General features: G+C 71.2%; 16 protein-coding genes and 2 pseudogenes. 5 read left to right on the top strand and 13 right to left on the bottom strand.

Annotated features, from left to right (window positions below; genetic code table 11):
- Positions 1 to 33 precede the first annotated feature (33 nt).
- From ABII15_RS22635 to ABII15_RS22585, 11 genes and pseudogenes are all read right to left on the bottom strand, one after another.
- Positions 34 to 1,572, bottom strand: a complete 1,539-nt coding sequence (locus ABII15_RS22635; RefSeq protein WP_353944143.1) for an NADH-quinone oxidoreductase subunit N — start codon at positions 1,570 to 1,572, stop codon at positions 34 to 36.
- On the bottom strand, positions 1,569 to 3,143 hold the full coding sequence (locus ABII15_RS22630) for an NADH-quinone oxidoreductase subunit M (RefSeq protein ID WP_353944142.1): 1,575 nt from the start codon (positions 3,141 to 3,143) through the stop codon (positions 1,569 to 1,571). The genes ABII15_RS22635 and ABII15_RS22630 overlap by 4 nt, the downstream gene beginning before the upstream one ends.
- 6 nt (positions 3,144 to 3,149) lie before the next feature.
- Positions 3,150 to 5,180, bottom strand: a complete 2,031-nt coding sequence (locus ABII15_RS22625; protein WP_353944141.1) for an NADH-quinone oxidoreductase subunit L — start codon at positions 5,178 to 5,180, stop codon at positions 3,150 to 3,152.
- Positions 5,177 to 5,569: an NADH-quinone oxidoreductase subunit NuoK gene (gene nuoK / locus ABII15_RS22620; protein WP_353944140.1), complete on the bottom strand. Its 393-nt coding sequence runs from the start codon at positions 5,567 to 5,569 to the stop codon at positions 5,177 to 5,179. Before nuoK ends, ABII15_RS22625 begins: the two co-directional genes overlap by 4 nt.
- Positions 5,569 to 6,153: an NADH-quinone oxidoreductase subunit J gene (locus tag ABII15_RS22615; protein ID WP_353944139.1), complete on the bottom strand. Its 585-nt coding sequence runs from the start codon at positions 6,151 to 6,153 to the stop codon at positions 5,569 to 5,571. The genes nuoK and ABII15_RS22615 overlap by 1 nt, the downstream gene beginning before the upstream one ends.
- Entirely contained in the window at positions 6,150 to 6,731 is a 582-nt protein-coding gene (locus tag ABII15_RS22610; RefSeq protein ID WP_353944138.1) for an NADH-quinone oxidoreductase subunit I, read from the bottom strand. Before ABII15_RS22610 ends, ABII15_RS22615 begins: the two co-directional genes overlap by 4 nt.
- Positions 6,731 to 7,699: a complex I subunit 1 family protein gene (locus ABII15_RS22605; RefSeq protein ID WP_353944137.1), complete on the bottom strand. Its 969-nt coding sequence runs from the start codon at positions 7,697 to 7,699 to the stop codon at positions 6,731 to 6,733. Before ABII15_RS22605 ends, ABII15_RS22610 begins: the two co-directional genes overlap by 1 nt.
- Positions 7,696 to 8,619 (bottom strand): annotated as a pseudogene (locus ABII15_RS22600) (NADH-quinone oxidoreductase subunit C); the annotation flags it as partial. The pseudogene ABII15_RS22600 and the gene ABII15_RS22605, both read right to left, overlap by 4 nt.
- A 374-nt stretch (positions 8,620 to 8,993) precedes the next feature.
- Positions 8,994 to 9,170, bottom strand: a pseudogene (locus ABII15_RS22595) (NADH-quinone oxidoreductase subunit C); the annotation flags it as partial.
- Positions 9,167 to 9,793 carry an NADH-quinone oxidoreductase subunit B family protein gene (locus ABII15_RS22590; RefSeq protein WP_353947157.1) on the bottom strand — a complete coding sequence of 209 codons (627 nt, stop codon included), beginning with the start codon at positions 9,791 to 9,793 and terminating at the stop codon, positions 9,167 to 9,169. The gene ABII15_RS22590 and the pseudogene ABII15_RS22595, both read right to left, overlap by 4 nt.
- Before the next feature lie 5 nt (positions 9,794 to 9,798).
- A complete protein-coding gene (locus ABII15_RS22585) occupies positions 9,799 to 10,182 on the bottom strand; it encodes an NADH-quinone oxidoreductase subunit A (protein ID WP_353944136.1) in 384 nt (127 codons plus the stop codon).
- A gap of 195 nt (positions 10,183 to 10,377) precedes the next feature.
- Here ABII15_RS22585 and ABII15_RS22580 point away from each other — a divergent pair, with 195 nt between their 5' ends.
- From ABII15_RS22580 to ABII15_RS22560, 5 genes are all read left to right on the top strand, one after another.
- Positions 10,378 to 11,568: a sensor domain-containing protein gene (locus ABII15_RS22580; RefSeq protein WP_353944135.1), complete on the top strand. Its 1,191-nt coding sequence runs from the start codon at positions 10,378 to 10,380 to the stop codon at positions 11,566 to 11,568.
- Between the two features lie 114 nt (positions 11,569 to 11,682).
- Positions 11,683 to 13,065, top strand: coding sequence for a sensor domain-containing protein (locus ABII15_RS22575; RefSeq protein ID WP_353944134.1), 1,383 nt, complete (start codon positions 11,683 to 11,685; stop codon positions 13,063 to 13,065).
- Positions 13,066 to 13,201: 136 nt separating this feature from the next.
- Positions 13,202 to 13,861: a response regulator transcription factor gene (locus ABII15_RS22570; RefSeq protein WP_353947156.1), complete on the top strand. Its 660-nt coding sequence runs from the start codon at positions 13,202 to 13,204 to the stop codon at positions 13,859 to 13,861.
- Positions 13,862 to 14,026: 165 nt separating this feature from the next.
- Positions 14,027 to 15,964: a 2-oxoacid:acceptor oxidoreductase subunit alpha gene (locus ABII15_RS22565; protein WP_353944133.1), complete on the top strand. Its 1,938-nt coding sequence runs from the start codon at positions 14,027 to 14,029 to the stop codon at positions 15,962 to 15,964.
- A gap of 100 nt (positions 15,965 to 16,064) precedes the next feature.
- Positions 16,065 to 17,066, top strand: coding sequence for a 2-oxoacid:ferredoxin oxidoreductase subunit beta (locus ABII15_RS22560; protein WP_353947155.1), 1,002 nt, complete (start codon positions 16,065 to 16,067; stop codon positions 17,064 to 17,066).
- Positions 17,067 to 17,120: 54 nt separating this feature from the next.
- Here the strand turns inward: ABII15_RS22560 and ABII15_RS22555 are convergent, their stop codons facing one another.
- Both ABII15_RS22555 and ABII15_RS22550 read right to left on the bottom strand, forming a co-directional pair.
- The gene (locus ABII15_RS22555; RefSeq protein ID WP_353944132.1) at positions 17,121 to 17,273 is read right to left on the bottom strand and encodes a hypothetical protein; all 153 of its coding nucleotides are present in this window, start codon (positions 17,271 to 17,273) and stop codon (positions 17,121 to 17,123) included.
- Positions 17,274 to 17,548: 275 nt separating this feature from the next.
- On the bottom strand, positions 17,549 to 18,076 hold the full coding sequence (locus ABII15_RS22550) for a DUF6082 family protein (RefSeq protein ID WP_353944131.1): 528 nt from the start codon (positions 18,074 to 18,076) through the stop codon (positions 17,549 to 17,551).
- Positions 18,077 to 18,081 lie beyond the last annotated feature (5 nt).

Raw genomic sequence — 18,081 nt, 5'->3', positions numbered from 1 at the left:
CGTACCAAAGAGGTCCGTCCGCTTGTCGTCCTGTCACGAAAACAGTCCACTGTCCACAAAGTGGAGGATGAGTTGTGGAGCTCCTGAGAGGGCCACGCCGATGACCGCCGTCAGGGCGATCGCGGCGGTGAGCGGAGCCGGGAAGCGGTAGGCCGCCGGTTCGCCCTCGGGGGCGCGGAAGAGGGTCGCGGTCCACTGGAGGTAGTAGTAGAGCGCGATCACGACGTTCACCGCCATGACGACGGCGAGCCAGCCCAGGCCCGCGTCGACGGCCGCCGAGAAGACGGTGACCTTGGCGAAGAGGCCGATGATGCCGGGCGGCAGACCGGCGAGGCACAGCAGGAAGAAGCCCAGGACGAGCGCGGCGAGCGGGCGCGAGGCGTACAGGCCCCGGTAGTCGCTGACGCGGTTGAGCGGCTTCGTGCGGGCGACGAGGGCGGCCACGGCGAAGGCGCCGAGGTTCACGGCCGCGTACATGAGGGCGTACGCGAGCGTGGAGCCGATCGACTTCTGCGGGTCGTCGGAGTACGCGGCCGCGGCGATCGGCACCAGGAGGTAGCCGGCCTGGCCGACGGAGGACCACGCGAGCAGCCGGACGGCGCTGTACGCGCGCGTGGCCTGCTGGCGCAGGGCGGCGACGTTGCCGACGGTCATGGTCAGCGCGGCGAGCGCGGCGAGCGCCGGGCCCCACACGTCCGCGTAGGACGGAAACGCGACGACGGTGACGAGGATGAGGCCGGAGAAGCCGACCGCCTTGCCGATGACCGACAGGTAGGCGGCGATCGGCAGCGGCGCGCCCACGTAGGTGTCGGGCACCCAGAAGTGGAACGGGACGGCGGCCGTCTTGAAGGCGAACCCCACGAGGGTGAGCGCGACGCCCGCCTGCGCGAGGGTGTGGAGCTGGCCGTCCACGTGGGTGAGCTGCGCGGCGACGCGGGTCAGGTGCAGGCTGCCGGTGGTCGCGTACACGAAGCTCACGCCGAGGAGGGTGACGGCGGTCGCGGTGACGGACGACAGGAAGAACTTCAGGGCGGCGTCCGAGGAGCGCCGGTCGCCCTGCTTGAGTCCGACCAGGGCGAAGGCGGGCAGCGAGGCCACCTCCAGGGCGACGACGAGCGTGGCCAGGTCCCGGGAGGCGGGCAGCAGGGCGGCGCCCGCGGCGGAGGACAGCAGCAGGAACCAGTACTCCCCTTCGGGGAGCGGCGTGTTCGCGTTCTTCGCGTCCTTGAGCGTGCTGATCGACAGCAGCGCGGTGAGCAGGGCGCCCGCGAGGACGAGGAACTGCACGACGAGCGTGAAGCGGTCCGCCGTGAAGCTGCACGCGTCGTACGGGGCGTTCTTGAGGCAGAAGGTGGACCGTTCGTCGCCGATCAGCGGGATCAGCGCGAGCGCGGCGGCGGCCAGGCCCGCGACGGAGATCCAGCCGAGGACCGCCTTGCGCGCCTCCCCCAGGAACAGGTCGGCGACCAGCACCACGAGGGCGACGACCGCGGCGATCACGGGCGGCGCGATCGCGACCCAGTCGACGGACTGGACGAGGGACGCCACGGAGGGCGCGGCGACGGCGATCACTTCAGGCCTCCTGCGAGGAGCTTCTGCACGGCCGGGTTCGTGAGGCCGAGCAGGGCGGCGGGCCACAGGCCCGCGAGGACGGTGAGGGCGACGAGCGGGGTCCAGGCGGCGAACTCGTACCCCCGCACGTCCGCGAACGCCGGGGTCGGCTGCGGGCGCGGGCCCATGCAGACCCGGCGGACCAGGATGAGCATGTACGCGGCCGTGAGCAGGGTGCCGAACGCGGCGATCGCCAGGAACACGAGGAACGCCGGGCGGCTGAGCCCGTCGGCGGGCCGGAACGCCCCGAACAGGGCGAGCATCTCGCCCCAGAACCCGGCGAGCCCGGGCAGGCCGAGCGAGGCGACGGCGGCGAAGGCGAGCAGGCCGCCCAGGCGCGGGGCCCTGCCGTACAGGGCCATGCCGCCCTGCTCGGCGAGGGTGTCGAGGTCGCTGGTGCCGGCCCGGTCCTTGAGGGCGCCGACGAGGAAGAAGAGCAGGCCGGTGATGAGGCCGTGGGCGATGTTGGCGAACAGGGCGCCGTTCACGCCGGTCGGGCTCATCGAGGCGATGCCGAGGAGCACGAAGCCCATGTGGCCGACGGAGGAGTAGGCGATGAGGCGCTTGAGGTCGCCCTTGGCGCCCTGCTTGGCGAGGTTCAGGCAGGCCAGCGATCCGTAGACGATCCCGATGACGGCGAGGGCGGCGAGGTAGGGCGCGAACGTGCGGAAGCCGTCGGGCGCGATCGGGAGCAGGATCCGGACGAACCCGTACGTACCCATCTTCAGCAGCACACCGGCGAGCAGGACCGAGCCGACGGTCGGGGCGGCGGTGTGGGCGTCCGGCAGCCAGCTGTGCAGCGGCCACATCGGGGTCTTCACGGCGAGCCCGATCCCGATCGCCAAAGCGGCGATGACCTGCACGGACGTACTCAGCCCGCGGCCGTTGTCAGTGGCGAGTGCCATCATGTCGAACGTGCCCGACTTAACGCCGATAAGGAGAATACCGAGCAGCATCACGACCGAGCCGAGCAGCGTGAAGAGGATGAACTTCCAGGCCGCCGCGGCCCGTTCGGCACCGCCCCAGCGGGCGATGAGGAAGTACATCGGGATGAGGACCATCTCGAAGGCGAGGAAGAAGAGCAGGAGGTCCAGCACGGCGAAGGTGGCCAGCGTGCCCGATTCGAGCAGCAGGATCAGGGCGACGAACGCCTTGGGGGAAGGGCCCGCGGGCCTCTTGAAGTAGGAGTACAGCGCGCACAGGAACGTGAGCAGCGCCGTGAGCACCAGGAGGGGGAGGGAGATGCCGTCGATGCCGAGGTGGATCCGCACGTGCAGCGCCGGGATCCAGCTGATGTCCGTCGTGGCCTGCATCCTGGACGGCTGGTCGTGGTCGAAGCCCAGCGCGAGGACGATCGCGGCGAGAAGGATCGCGCCGGTCACGGTCACGCCGTGGCGGAGCACGGCCTGGTCCGGGGATTTCCCCTTCAGTCCGGGCGGGGCCGGCAGAAGGGCGAGGACGGCGCCGATGAGCGGGCCGACGACGATCAGTGCGAGAAGGAACTGCATCACGGATTCGCTGATATCGATCACGGCTGCTCACGCTCCGGCGGTGGCGACGAGGACGACGGCGACCACCAGGACGACGGTGCCTGCGAGCAGTGCGCTGAGGTAGGTCTGCACGTTTCCGGTCTGGGCGCGGCGCACGGCCCGGCCCAGCAGTCCGGGGGCCACGGCCGCGCCGCGGACATAGGTGTCGACGACCGTGCGGTCCAGGAAGCCGACCAGTGCGGCGGCGGCCCAGACGGGGCGGACGAAGAGCGCCGCGTAGAGGGCGTCCAGGTGGAAGCCGACGGCGGCGTGCCGGTGCAGCGGGCCCAGGAGCAGCCGGCCCGGGTCGGCCGGGTCGGGGGCGCTCGCGACATCGCCGTAGGCCGGGGTGTGGCTGGCGATGGCCTCGGCCTCGACGAGCCCGCCGTCGCCCTGCTCGGTGTCGATCGCGACGGCACCGATCGGGGTCGCGGCGCGGGCCGCCAGCGCGGTGGTGTGCCGCCAGGCCGCGTAGGTGACCAGGCCGCCGACGAGGGCGAATCCGGTGCCGAGGACCGAGGTGGTCAGCGTCGGGGCGAGCGAGTGGCCGTCGAACCAGTCGGGCAGCCGCAGGAAGGACAGACCGAGGGCGAAGGAGGGGATCGCCAGGATCCACAGCACGGCGCTCATCACGACCGGCTGCCTGCCGTGGTCGGGGGCCTCGGGCCCGCGGCCGTTGAACGCCAGCAGCCACAGGCGGGTCGCGTACGCGGCGGTGAGCAGGGCCGTGAACAGACCGGCGACGAGGACGATCCAGCCGGACGCGGTGGGGATCGGCTGGCCGCCGATGGCGTGACCGGTGGCGGTGTGCTCGGCGGCGCCGAGGACCGCCTCCTTGGAGAAGAACCCGCTGAAGGGCGGGATCGCGGCGAGCGCGAGCAGCGCCACGGTCATCGTCCAGAAGGCGTCGGGGACGCGGGCCCGCAGGTTGCCCATGCGGGACATCGCGGCCAGCGAGTTGGTGCCGGCGGCGTGGATGACCACGCCCGCCGCGAGGAACAGCAGCGCCTTGAAGGCGCCGTGCGTGAGGAGGTGGAAGACGGCGGCACCGCGGTCGCCGACGGCGAGGGCGCCGGTCATGTAGCCGAGCTGGCCGATCGTCGAGTACGCGAGGACGCGCTTGATGTCGTCCTGGGCGAGCGCGGCGAGCGCCGAGCCGAGCATGGTGACGCCGGCCATCACCGCGAGCACGATCAGGGCCGCCCGCGAGGCGGCGAAGACCGGGAGGAGGCGGGCGACGAAGTAGACACCGGCGGCGACCATCGTCGCGGCGTGGATCAGCGCGGAGACGGGCGTGGGGCCCGCCATCGCGTCGGGCAGCCAGGTGTGCAGCGGGAACTGCGCGGACTTGCCCGCGACTCCGGCGAGCAGCAGCAGCGCGATGAGCGTCGGGTGGTCGAGGCCGCCCTGGCTCGTGACCTTGCCCAGGATCGCCGTGATGCGGAAGGAGCCCGCTTCCGTGGCGAGCGCGAACAGGCCGATCAGGAAGGGGACGTCACCGAGCTTCGTGACGAGGAATGCCTTGAGGGAGGCGGCGCGCGCCTCGGGGGTCTCCCAGTAGTGGCCGACGAGGAAGTACGAGCAGATGCCCATGACTTCCCAGCCGACCAGCAGCACCATCAGGTCGCCCGTGTAGACGACGAGCAGCATCGCGGAGGTGAACAGGGAGACGATCGCGGCGTAGCTGGGGTAGCGCGGGTCGTCGCGCAGATAGCCCGTCGAGTACAGCTGGACGCAGGTCGCGACCAGGCCGACCAGGACGGCGACGAGGGCGGCGAAGCCGTCGATGTGCAGGGCGAGTTCGATCGGTACGGAGCCGGTCGGGGTGAGTTCGGTGTGCGCGTCGAGGGCCGTGGTGCCGTTGCCCGAGCCGCCGCCCTGCCGGAGCGCGACCGTCGCGGCCAGGATCAGCGCGGCGAGCGTCGGCAGCACGGCCAGCGGGCGGACGAATCCGGGCGCGGTGCGGCCGAGCAGCAGTCCGGCGACGGCGCCGAGGAAGGGCAGGAGGGGGACGAGGACGGCGAGGGTCGTGGTGGTCACGCGGTGGCCTCGGCCTTCTCCTCGGTGCCGGGTTCGTCGGCCCCTGCCCCGGACGGGTCGTGCGGGTCGTCGTCCGGGTCGCGCGGCTCGGCGGCGTCGCGGAGCCTGTCGATGTCCGACGTGCCGCGGTTGCGGTACACGGCGAGGACGATCGCGAGACCGATGCCGATCTCGGCGGCGGCGATCGCGATGGTGAACAGGGTCAGGGCCTGGCCGGCGTGCAGGGTGTCGCGGAGCCAGACGTCGAAGGCGACGAGGTTCAGGTTGACGGCGTTGAGCATCAGCTCGACCGACATCAGGACCAGGATCGCGTTGCGGCGGGCCAGTACGCCGTACAGGCCCGTGCAGAAGAGGAGGGAGGCGAGGACTGCGGGATAGGCGAGATGCATCAGCGGTCGCCCTCCTTCGCTCCGGCGTGCTTCTTGCGGGACAGGACGATCGCGCCGACCAGCGCCGCGAGCAGCAGGACCGACAGGGCCTCGAAGGGCAGCACCCAGTGCCGGAAGAGGACCGAGCCGGTGACCTCCGTGTTGCCGGGGCCGTCGCCGTGGTCCAGGTCGATCCAGGTCGTGCGGAAGGCGTCGACGACGACCCAGACCAGGGCCGCGGCGGAGGCCGCCGCGACGGTCAGGGCCGCCCAGCGGTTGGGGCTGTCGGCGTCGGGTGAGCGGCCGATGGGCGCCCGGGTCAGCATCAGTCCGAAGAGGAGGAGGACCACGACGGAACCGACGTAGATGAGCACCTGCACCCACGCGATGAACTCGGCGGTGAGCAGGAGGTACTCGACGGCGAGGCCGCCGAGGGCGACGACCAGCCACAGGGCGGCGTGCACCAGCTGCCTGGTGGTGACGGTGACGATCGCGGCGCCGAAGGTGACCAGGCCGACGAGGAGGAAGGCGATCTCGACGCCGGTCGGGGAGAGGAACCCGTGGCTGCCGGCGGCCGTCGCCGCGAGGGCTGCGGGGCCGGTCATCCGGTGCTCTCCTCTCCGGGCGCGGCCGGGGCCGCCTCGGCCGCCTGCGCTGCCTGTGTCGCGGCCAGCTTCTCCGCGGCCTTGCGCGCGGCGGCGAGTTCCTTGGGCTCCTCGGCCGCCGGGTCGAGGGCGGGCGGGGCCGGCACGGTCCACATCCACTCGCGGAGCTTGTCGCGCTCGTGGGTGAGTTCGTGGATGTCGGTCTCGGCGTACTCGAACTCCGGGGACCAGAACAGCGCGTCGAAGGGGCACACCTCGATGCAGATGCCGCAGTACATGCAGAGGGAGAAGTCGATGGCGAAGCGGTCGAGGACGTTGCGGGAGCGCTCGCGGCCGCCCTCCACGGCGGGCGGCACCGTCTCCTTGTGGGAGTCGATGTAGATGCACCAGTCGGGGCACTCGCGGGCGCACAGCATGCAGACCGTGCAGTTCTCCTCGAACAGGCCGATCACGCCGCGGGTGCGCGGCGGGAGTTCGGGCTGGGTGTCCGGGTACTGCGCGGTGACGGTCTTCTTCGTCATCGTGCGCAGGGTGACGGCGAGGCCCTTGGCGAGGCCGGAGCCGGGGATCGGGGGCATCAGCTGATCGCCACCTTCACGATGCCGGTGAGCGCGATCTGCGCCAGGGCGAGCGGGACGAGGAGGGTCCAGGAGAGTTTCTGGAGCTGGTCCTCGCGGAGACGGGGGTAGGAGACGCGCAGCCAGATCACGACGAAGGCCAGGACCGCCGTCTTGAGCAGGGTCCAGACCCAGCCGAGGCCGTCGGCGCCCCACGGGCCGTGCCAGCCGCCCAGGAACAGGACGGTGGTCAGGCCGCACAGGACGACGATGCCCGCGTACTCGGCGAGCAGGAACAGCGCGAAGCGCAGGCCCGTGTACTCGGTGTACGCGCCGAAGATGATCTCGGAGTCGGCGACGGGCATGTCGAAGGGAGGCCGCTGGAGTTCGGCGAGGCCCGCCACGAAGAAGACGAGCGCGCCGACGATCTGCCAGGGCAGCCACCACCACTCGAAGGCGTCGAGGATGCCGGGCAGCGAGACCGTCCCGGCGGCCATGGCGACCGAGGCCGCCGCGAGCAGCATCGGCAGTTCGTACGCGAGCAGCTGCGCGGCCGTGCGCAGGCCGCCGAGGAGGGAGAACTTGTTGGCGCTCGCCCAGCCCGCCATCAGCGCGCCGAGCACGCCGACGCCCATCACCGCGAGCACGAAGAAGATGCCCGCGTCGATGACCTGGCCGACCGCGCCGTCGCCCGGGCCGACCGGGATCGCGAGCAGCACGAGGAGGTAGGGCAGCAGGGCGACGGCGGGGGCGAGCTGGAAGACGCGGCGGTCGGCGTCGGCCGGGACCACGTCCTCCTTCTGCGCGAACTTGACGCCGTCGGCGACGAGTTGGGCCCAGCCGTGGAAACCGCCCGCGTACATGGGGCCGAGCCGGCCCTGCATGTGGGCCATGACCTTGTGCTCGGTCTGGCCGACGACCAGGGGCAGCACGAGGAAGGCGACGAAGACGACGACGAGGCGCAGGGCGACGTCGAGAGCGTCGTTCACTGCGTGCCTCCTTCGGTGGTGCCGGGCTCGTCCGGCGTGGTGCCGGTGCTGTCATCGGGTGCCGGTTTCGGCCGCTCGTCGAACGCGGGCTTGGCGTGGTGCCACGGGGCGTCGCTCGTACGGGGCTTCGCCGCGGGTCGGGGCGTTGACTCGGGCGACGGCTCGGCCTCGGTCGCCGGCTCGGTCTCCGCCGTCGGCTCGGTCTCCGCCGTCGGCTCGGTTTCCGCCGTCGGCTCGGTTTCCGCCGTCGGCTCGGTTTCCGCCGTCGGCTCGGGCCGCTGGCTCGCCGAGCCCTGCGACGCGCTGCGCGTACGGCGGGCGGGCCGAGCGGGACGTTCCGGCGCCTGCGCCGGAGTCTGCGGAGTCTCCGGTGCCGCCGCGCCCACCTCGGGCGCGGCCTGGCTCGCGGAGCCCTGGCCGGCCGACCGGGTGCGCCGCGCCGGACGCTCCCCGGCGGCCCCGGCACCCGCACCCGTACCGGCCCCCGCCGCACGCCCGGCCCCTCGCGCGGGCCGCGCCGGAGCGGGCGGCAGCTGGCCCTTCAGCGGGCCCCACTCGTTCGGGTCGGGCACGCCGGGCGGCAGCATCTGGCGGCGCTTGGGCCCGCCGTGCCCCGCCGCGGACTCGCCCGGCTCCTTCGCGCCCGGCCACGCCTTCGCGACCCGCGCCGCGAGCACGAAGTCCTTGCGCAGCGGGTGCCCCTCGAAGCCCTCGGGCAGCAGCAGCGGGTCGAGCCCCGGGTGGTCCGTGAAGTCGACGCCGAACATCTCGTGCGTCTCGCGCTCGTGCCAGGCGGCGCCCGCGTACACGCCGACCGCCGACGCGAGCACCGGCGCCGCGTGGGGCACGGTCGTGCGCAGCAGCAGACGGCGTACGGAACCGGGCGCGACGGCCGCGACGTGCGCGCAGACGCGGAACCCGGCGTCACACACACACACACACACACACACACACACACACACACACACACACACACACACACACACACACACACACACACACACACACACACACACACAAAAAAACACACACACACACACACACACACACACACACACACACACACACACACACACACACACACACACACACACACACACACACACACACACACACACACACACACACACACACACACACACACACACACACACACACACACACACACACACACACACACACACACACACACACACACACACACACACACACACACACACACACACACACACACACACACACACACACACACACACACACACACACACACACACACACACACACACACACACGTGGGCTCGTCGACCGCGCTCAGCCAGTCGAAGTAGGTGCACCCCAGGCGCGTACGGGCCGTCTCCAGAGCGGCGATCCACTCCGCGGCCGGGACGTCGACGGTCAGCAGGTCGTACGCCTCCTCGGCCGTGGCCTCGGCGCCGAACAGCTCCTCGACGGGGTCCGGCAGCCAGCTCATCGCTCACCCCCGGACGGCGTGGGCGGCTGGACGAGGCCGCTGCTCAGCGCCGCCGCCGAGGGACGCCCCGCCGCCGCGTCGGCGGACGCGTACCGCTCGCCCAGCGACTCGCGCGCGATCTTCTCCTGGAGCTTGAGGATGCCCTGGAGCAGCGCCTCGGGCCGGGGCGGGCACCCGGGCACGTAGACGTCGACCGGGATGATCTGGTCGACGCCCTTGGTCACCGAGTACGAGTCCCAGTACGGGCCGCCGCAGTTGGAGCAGGCGCCGAAGGAGATGACGTACTTGGGCTCGGGCATCTGCTCGTACAGGCGCTTCACGGCGGGAGCCATCTTGTCCGTGACCGTGCCGGAGACGACCATCAGGTCCGCCTGGCGCGGGCCCGGCGCGAAGGGGATGACGCCGAGGCGGATGAAGTCGTGCCGGGCCATGGACGCGGCGATGAACTCGATGGCGCAGCAGGCGAGTCCGAAGTTGAAGACCCACAGGCTGTAGCGGCGGCCCCAGTTGAGGACCACCTTCATCGGCTCGGGCGCCAGGCGCGAGAGCACGCCCAGCCTCTTCGGGCCCAGGGGATCGGGCAGCGCCACCGGTTCCGAGGAAGTCACATCACTCACGTCCACGTCACTCACGCCCACGTAAGGACGCCCTTCTTGTATGCGTACAGCAGGCCCACGGCGAGGAAGCCGAGGAAGATGAACATCTCGGCCAGGGTCGTCGCGCCGTATCCCGGCGCGGCGAAGACCGTGGCCCAGGGGAAGAGGAAGATCGAGTCGACCGCGAAGATCACGTAGAGGAACGCGTACACGTAGTAGCGGACCTGGGTGTGCGCCCAGCCCTCGCCGACGGGGTCGACTCCGCACTCGTACGTGAGGAGTTTCTCCGGGGTGGGCACCACCGGGCGCAGCAGCCGTCCCGCGCCGAAGGCCACGGCGACGAAGAGCACGCCGACGACGGCGAGCAGCCCGACCACCGAGTACGAGTGGAAGTAGTCCGCCGCGATGACGGTCACGTCTCTGCGCCCCTCGCGTGTTCGTTGTTGGTTCGTGTTCGACGATCTGTACGGACACGGAGTCTAGGGCCTGTTAAAGGAACGGTAAGCAGCCCGGTGCCGTGCGGGTGCCCGGCGAGGTGGGGTTATCCCCCGTTCTCCCCGGGCGGTCCGCCTCATGGCGCCGCCCGTCGCGCGCAGGGCACTCTTTCGGTTATGACCGAACCGCTCCACGCTCCCGACACCACGGACGGCCCCGACGCCGGCCGGCCCGTGCTGCCGCCGGCGCGTCTCGCCCTCGACCGGCACACCTGGAAGGAGATCGCGTATCTCCTGAGCAGTTTCCCGCTGTCGATCGTCGGCTTCGTGTACGCCGTGACGATGCTGGCGCTCGGCGCCGGGCTGACGGTGACGGTGATCGGTCTGCCGCTGATCGCCGCGGGGCTGCGCGGCGCGCGGCTGCTGGGGCGGGCGGAGCGGGCCCGCGCCCGGGCGCTGCTCGGGGTGCGGATCGACGAGCCGAGCCCGCTGCCGGTGCGGAACGCGGGCGGGTTCTTCGCCTGGCTGTGGAACGGCCTGAAGGACCCGGTGGGCTGGCGGACCGTGCTGTACGAGGTGATCCGGCTGCCGTGGAGCGTGCTGACGTTCGCGCTGATGCTGCCGTCGCTGCTGGTGCTGTGGCCGGTGCTGCCGTTCATCGCGCGGGGGCTGGCCAACGCGGACCGGGCGATGGTCCGCGCGCTGCTGTCGCCGTCGGACGAGCTGGAGGCGCGGATCGCCGAGCTGGAGTCCGACCGGGGCGTCGTGGTCGACACGGCCGCCGCCGACCTGCGCCGCATCGAGCGCGACCTGCACGACGGCGCGCAGGCCCGCCTGGTGAACCTGGCGATGGGCCTCGGCCTCGCCAAGGAGAAGCTCCTGGAGGATCCCGACGCGGCGGCGCTCATGGTCGACGAGGCGCACGGCGAGGTGAAGCTCGCCCTTCAGGAGCTGCGCGACCTGGCCCGCGGCATCCACCCGGCGGTCCTCACCGACCGCGGCCTGGACGCGGCCCTGTCCTCCGTCGCCGCCCGCTGCACGGTCCCGGTGAAGGTGACGGCCGACCTGCCGGCCCGGCCCGCCGAGGCGATCGAGGGCATCGCCTACTTCACCGTCTCCGAGCTGCTGCAGAACATCAGCAAGCACAGCCGGGCCACGCAGGCCAGCGTCGACGTGTGGCGCAGCGGCGACCGGCTGATGCTCCAGGTCCAGGACGACGGGCGCGGCGGCGCGAGCCTCGACAAGGGCACCGGCATGTCCGGTCTCGCGGAGCGGCTCGGCGCGGTCGACGGCCTGTTCGTCGTGGACTCGCCGGAGGGCGCCGGGACGACGGTGACGGCGGAGCTGCCCTGGCGCGACCGGGGGTAGGGATAACCCCCGGCCGAAGACGCCGATCCACCGCATGGTCCGGTCCCCCGTCGTCGAGGACCCTGGAAGCAGAACGGCACACCAGCCCGCTCAGCAGAAACGGACGGCACCCCGATGGCCACGCAGCAGTACGGATACGGCGACGAGTACGCGTACTCGTACGACGACGACCGCCGCCACCGCGGCGACGACGGCGCCCCGCGCCGCGGCCTGAACCGGATCCCGGCCTGGCTGCGCGCGCCCGTCGAGGGCCGCACCTGGCGCGAGCTCTGCTACCAGCTGCTGTCCCTGCCGATCAGCATCGTCTTCTTCGTCTGGTCGGTGACGATGCTCTCGCTCGGCGCGGGCCTGCTGATCACCTTCATCGGGGTGCCGGTCCTCGCGGCCGCGCTCGCCGGGGCGCGCGGCTTCGGCGCCCTGGAGCGGGCCCGGGCGCGCGGCCTGCTCGGCCTGGCCGTCGGCACGCCGGAGCCGGTGCGCCCGCGCAAGGGCAACGGCCCGCTGGCGTGGATGGGCGCGACGCTCAAGAGCGGCGTCTCGTGGCGGCACCTGCTGTACGGGGTGCTGCACTTCCCGTGGGCGACCTTCGCGTTCTCGGTGACGCTGGCGCTCTGGACGACGGGCTGGACGCTGTTCACGTACCCGCTGTGGCAGTGGGTCCTGCCGATGTACGCGGGTCAGGGCGGCCTCCAGCTCTACGGCGACGCCCACCACTCCGTCTATCTGGACAACCCCTTCGAGATCGCCGTCACCTCGCTGGCCGGCCTGCTCGTGGTGCTGGCGACGCCGTGGATCGTGCGGGGCCTGACGACGGTGGACCGGCTGATGGTCGCCGGGCTGCTCGGCCCGTCGCGGCTCGCCTCGCGCGTGGTGCAGCTGGAGTCGGACCGGGGCGTCGTGGTCGACACGGCCGCCGCCGATCTGCGCCGCATCGAGCGCGACCTGCACGACGGCGCGCAGGCCCGCCTGGTCAGCCTGGCCATGGAGCTGGGCCTGGCCAAGGAGAAGCTCACCGACGACCCCGAGGCCGCCGCGCGCATGGTCGACGAGGCGCACGGCGAGGTGAAGACCGCGCTCCAGGAGCTGCGCGACCTGGCCCGCGGCATCCACCCGGCGGTCCTCACCGACCGCGGCCTGGACGCGGCCCTGTCCTCCGTCGCCGCCCGCTGCACCGTGCCGGTGACGGTGGAGGTGGACCTCGCCGAGCGCCCGGCGCCCGCCATCGAGGGCATCGCCTACTTCACCGTCTCCGAGCTGCTGCAGAACATCAGCAAGCACAGCCGGGCGACCCGGGCGACGGTCGACGTGTGGCGGGCCGGCGACCGGCTGATGCTCCAGGTCCAGGACAACGGGGTGGGCGGCGCGGCGGCCGACGCCGGTTCGGGCCTCGCGGGCCTGGCCGAGCGGCTCGACGCGGTCGACGGGATCCTCCTGGTCGACTCGCCGCCCTCCGGACCGACCCGGGTGACCGCCGAGCTGCCGTGGCGGCGGGCGTAGCACCCGCGGCGGCGCCGGGGTATTCGCGCCGCTCACCCCCGTCCACCCGCGGTTCCTGCGATGCTGGTCCTGTTCATGACTGCCCCGGTGCCGCAGGTGCCGGGGCGCAGGGGGGCCGAAAATCGTGGAGGACAGGGTGCGGGTGGTCATCGCCGAGGATTCAGTGCTGCTCAGAGAGGGGCTGACCCGGCTGCTGACCGACCGCGGACTCGAGGTCGTCGCCGGGGTCGGCGACGGCGAGGCGCTGGTCAAGACCATCACCGAGCTGGGCGAGCAGGAACAGCTCCCGGACGTGGTCGTGGCGGACGTACGGATGCCGCCCACGCACACGGACGAGGGCGTGCGCGCGGCGGTCCAGCTGCGCGCCCGCTTCCCCGACCTGGGGGTCCTGGTCCTGTCGCAGTACGTGGAGGAGCAGTACGCCACCGAACTGCTGGCCGGATCGAGCCGCGGTGTGGGCTATCTGCTGAAGGACCGGGTCGCGGAGGTCCGGGAGTTCGTGGACGCGGTCGTGCGGGTCGCCGAGGGCGGCACCGCGCTGGACCCGGAGGTCGTCGCCCAGCTGCTGGGCCGCAGCCGCAAGCAGGACGTCCTCGCGAACCTCACCCCGCGCGAGCGCGAGGTCCTCGGCCTGATGGCGGAGGGCCGGACGAACTCGGCGATCGCCCGGCAGCTCGTGGTGAGCGACGGCGCGGTCGAGAAGCACGTGAGCAACATCTTCCTGAAGCTGGGCCTGTCGCAGAGTGACGGGGATCACCGCCGGGTTCTGGCCGTCCTCACCTACCTCAACTCCTGACCACCTGACACTCTGTCAGATACAGGCTCCGTCCACAGTCGCTCATTTCTCGATCCAGAATGCGATTGCTCAGAGGAAGGTGACCCTTACAGACGTAGGGTGGGCCTGGGGAAGGCCGGTGGGACGGCCCTGCCCGCACAGCCGCCTCGAGGGAGGTCCAGTTCAGTGACGAGCCAGGTCAGTAGCGCAGCCGAGCAGGCCGACAGTGCTGTGGTCGGAGAACAGCGCACACCTGAGAGTGAATCCAGCAAGGACGTACGGCGCCTGGACCGGGTGATCATCCGGTTCGCGGGCGACTCCGGTGACGGTATGCAGCTCACGGGCGACCGGTTCACCTCGGAGACCGCCTCGTTCGGCAACGACCTCTCCACCCTGCCGAACTTCCCGGCCGAGATCCGGGCGCCCGCCGGCACGCTGCCGGGTGTCTCCTCCTTCCAGCTGCACTTCGCCGACCACGACATCCTGACGCCGGGCGACGCGCCGAACGTGCTGGTGGCGATGAACCCGGCGGCCCTGAAGGCGAACATCGGCGATGTGCCGCGCGGCGCCGAAGTCATCGTCAACACGGACGAGTTCACCAAACGGGCGATGTCGAAGGTCGGTTACGAGGCCAGCCCCCTGGAGGACGGCTCGCTCGACGGCTTCCACGTCCACCCGGTGCCGCTGACCACGCTCACCGTGGAGGCGCTGAAGGAGTTCGACCTCTCCCGCAAGGAGGCGGAGCGCTCCAAGAACATGTTCGCGCTGGGCCTGCTGTCGTGGATGTACCACCGGCCGACCGAGGGCACGGAGGAGTTCCTCAAGGCGAAGTTCGGCAAGAAGCCCGAGATCATGAAGGCCAACCTCGCGGCGTTCCATGCGGGTTGGAACTTCGGCGAGACGACCGAGGACTTCGCGGTCTCCTACGAGGTGGCCCCGGCACAGTCCGCGTTCCCGGTCGGCACCTACCGCAACATCTCCGGGAACCTGGCGCTGTCCTACGGCCTGATCGCGGCCTCCCGGCAGGCGGATCTGCCGCTGTACCTGGGCTCGTACCCGATCACTCCGGCCTCCGACATCCTGCACGAGCTGTCGAAGCACAAGAACTTCGGCGTGCGCACCTTCCAGGCGGAGGACGAGATCGCCGGGATCGGCGCCGCGCTGGGCGCGGCCTTCGGCGGCAGCCTCGCGGTGACGACGACGTCCGGTCCGGGCGTGGCGCTGAAGTCGGAGACGATCGGCCTCGCGGTCTCCCTCGAACTCCCGCTGCTCGTCGTGGACATCCAGCGCGGCGGCCCGTCCACCGGCCTGCCCACCAAGACCGAGCAGGCGGACCTGCTCCAGGCGATGTACGGGCGCAACGGCGAGGCGCCGGTCCCGGTCGTCGCCCCCCGCACCCCGGCCGACTGCTTCGACGCGGCCCTGGAGGCGGCCCGGATCGCGGTCACCTACCGCACCCCGGTGCTGCTGCTCTCCGACGGCTACCTGGCCAACGGCTCGGAGCCGTGGCGGATCCCCGAGGTCGACGAACTCCCGGATCTGCGGGTGCAGTTCGCGTCCGGCCCGAACCACACGCTGGACGACGGCACCGAGGTCTTCTGGCCGTACAAGCGCGACCCGCAGACGCTGGCCCGCCCGTGGGCGATCCCCGGCACGCCGGGCCTCGAACACCGGATCGGCGGCATCGAGAAGCAGGACGGCACGGGCAACATCTCCTACGATCCGGCCAACCACGACTTCATGGTCCGCACCCGCCAGGCCAAGATCGACGGCATCGCGGTGCCGGACGTCGAGGTCGACGATCCCGCAGGTGAGGCCCGTGTTCTGGTGCTCGGCTGGGGTTCGACCTACGGCCCGATCACCGCGGCGGTCCGCCGCCTGCGCGCCGCCGGCGAGCACATCGCACAGGCTCATCTGCGCCACCTCAACCCGTTCCCGCGGAATCTGGGCGAGGTCCTGGAGCGTTACGACAAGGTGGTGATCCCCGAGATGAACCTCGGCCAGCTCGCCACCCTCATCCGGGCGAAGTACCTGGTGGACGCGGACTCGTACAACCAGGTCAACGGTATGCCGTTCAAGGCTGAGCAGCTCGCCACGGCTCTCAAGGAGGCCATCGATGGCTGATACGCAGACCAGCGAGTCCAGCGCGTCCGCGGAGGCGGCCGGGGAGGGCGGCGCCCCGACGCTGCTGTCCCTCGTCCCCAAGGCCGAGGCCAAGCAGTCCATGAAGGACTTCAAGTCCGACCAGGAAGTGCGCTGGTGCCCCGGCTGCGGCGACTACGCGATCCTCGCCGCCGTCCAGGGCTTCATGCCCGAGCTCGGCCTGGCGAAGGAGAACATCGTCTTCGTCTCCGGCATCGGCTGCTCCTCGCGCTTCCCGTACTACATGAACACGTACGGGATGCACTCCATCCACGGCCGCGCCCCCGCCATCGCCACCGGACTCGCCTCCTCCCGAAGGGACTTGAGCGTCTGGGTCGTCACCGGTGACGGCGACGCCCTCTCCATCGGCGGCAACCACCTCATCCACGCCCTGCGCCGCAACGTGAACCTGAAGATCCTCCTCTTCAACAACCGGATCTACGGCCTCACGAAGGGCCAGTACTCCCCCACCTCCGAGGTCGGCAAGATCACCAAGTCGACGCCGATGGGTTCGCTGGACGCGCCCTTCAATCCGGTCTCGCTGGCGATCGGCGCGGAGGCGTCCTTCGTGGCCCGCACCGTGGACTCCGACCGCAAGCACCTGACCTCGGTGCTGCGCGCCGCCGCCGACCACCAGGGCACGGCGCTCGTGGAGATCTACCAGAACTGCAACATCTTCAACGACGGCGCCTTCGAGGTCCTCAAGGACAAGCAGCAGGCGGAGGAGGCGGTCATCCGCCTGGAGCACGGCGAGCCGATCACGTTCGGGGCGGACGACTCCAAGGGCGTCGTCCGCGACCCCGCCACCGGCGACCTCGCGGTCGTCCCGGTCACGGACGCCAACCGCTCCGAGATCCTGGTCCACGACGCCCACGCGGCGTCCCCCACGACGGCCTTCGCGCTCTCCCGGCTGGCCGACCCGGACACCCTGCACCACACGCCCATCGGCGTCCTGCGCAGTGTCGAACGGCCGGTCTACGACACGCAGATGGCCGACCAGCTGGACGCCGCGATCGAGCGGGACGGCAAGGGCGACCTCGGCGCGCTGCTCGCGGGCGGCGACACCTGGACCGTGGTCGGCTGACCGGCAGGGGGCGCACGGGGGACGCACCGCCCCTGCGGTGCGCCCCTCGGCGGCTCAGGCGTCGGGGATGTCGCGGCGGGCCCGGACCAGGGTGTCCCGGTCCACCACGACGAGCCGCTGTCCCGGACGGAGCGTCACGCCCGGCGGCAGGTCGGCGTCGAAGGCCGCGCCGATCACCGCGAAGTCCCCGTCGGTCAGCTGGAACACGTCGGGGCACCCTTCACCCGTCACACAGCCCCGCACCCGGGGGGCATCTCCCAGACGGTGGTGAATCTTCAACTCTTTCCTCTCCACAGGGCGGGGAGGAAAGGTCACCGGCGGAGGAGTCCCCGCCTGCCGCCCCCTCAGCGGAAGGCGGCCGCACCGTACTGCCACCGCACTACGAGGGCAGGAAGAAGCCGCCCCCGACAGCTAACTGGATACTCGCCGATTGGTCACTGAAGGCGACTCGGGCGTGCTCCCGAATCAGCACTTCGGCGTATTCAGGAATTCGGCGCGTCCTGGAAGCCCACGACCCACCACTCCTCGGGCTCGTCGGCCAGTTCCTCCAGCATCGCGTCGACCATCTGCCCCGCACGCCCCTCCAGTGACGACTCCGGATAGCTGCGGCGATGGTCCACCGTGCGTCCCCAGTACTCGCGGAAGAGGTCGTTGCGGCACAACACCCTGAGCTGGCCCAGCATCTCGTTCCACGTCAGCATGCCCACCCGGTGGGCCAGCAGCACCACGGCGTACTCCCGGTTCACGAAGAGCATCTGCCGTCGCTTCTGGACCGTCAGGCTGGGCAGTGTGCTCAGCGCCGCGGCCAGCGTGGGATCGTCGATCGCGCGGTCCATCTGGTCCAGCGCCACGCGCTGGGCCTGGACGACGTTCGCGCGATGCATCTCCTCGGCCACCCTGGCGAGCTGGCCGATCAGCTGGAGCAGCAGCTCCTCTCTGTGCCGGCCCCGGTCGAACCCCGACAGCAGCCGGCCGCCGAACTTCCTCAGCGGCGATACCCGTGTCCCCATGTCAA

Origin of the sequence: Streptomyces sp. HUAS MG91, from assembly GCF_040529335.1 — a bacterium.
Taxonomy (GTDB): domain Bacteria; phylum Actinomycetota; class Actinomycetes; order Streptomycetales; family Streptomycetaceae; genus Streptomyces; species Streptomyces tabacisoli.
Note: the sequence above shows the minus strand (reverse complement) of the source record. Positions and strands in the feature narration are given on the sequence as shown.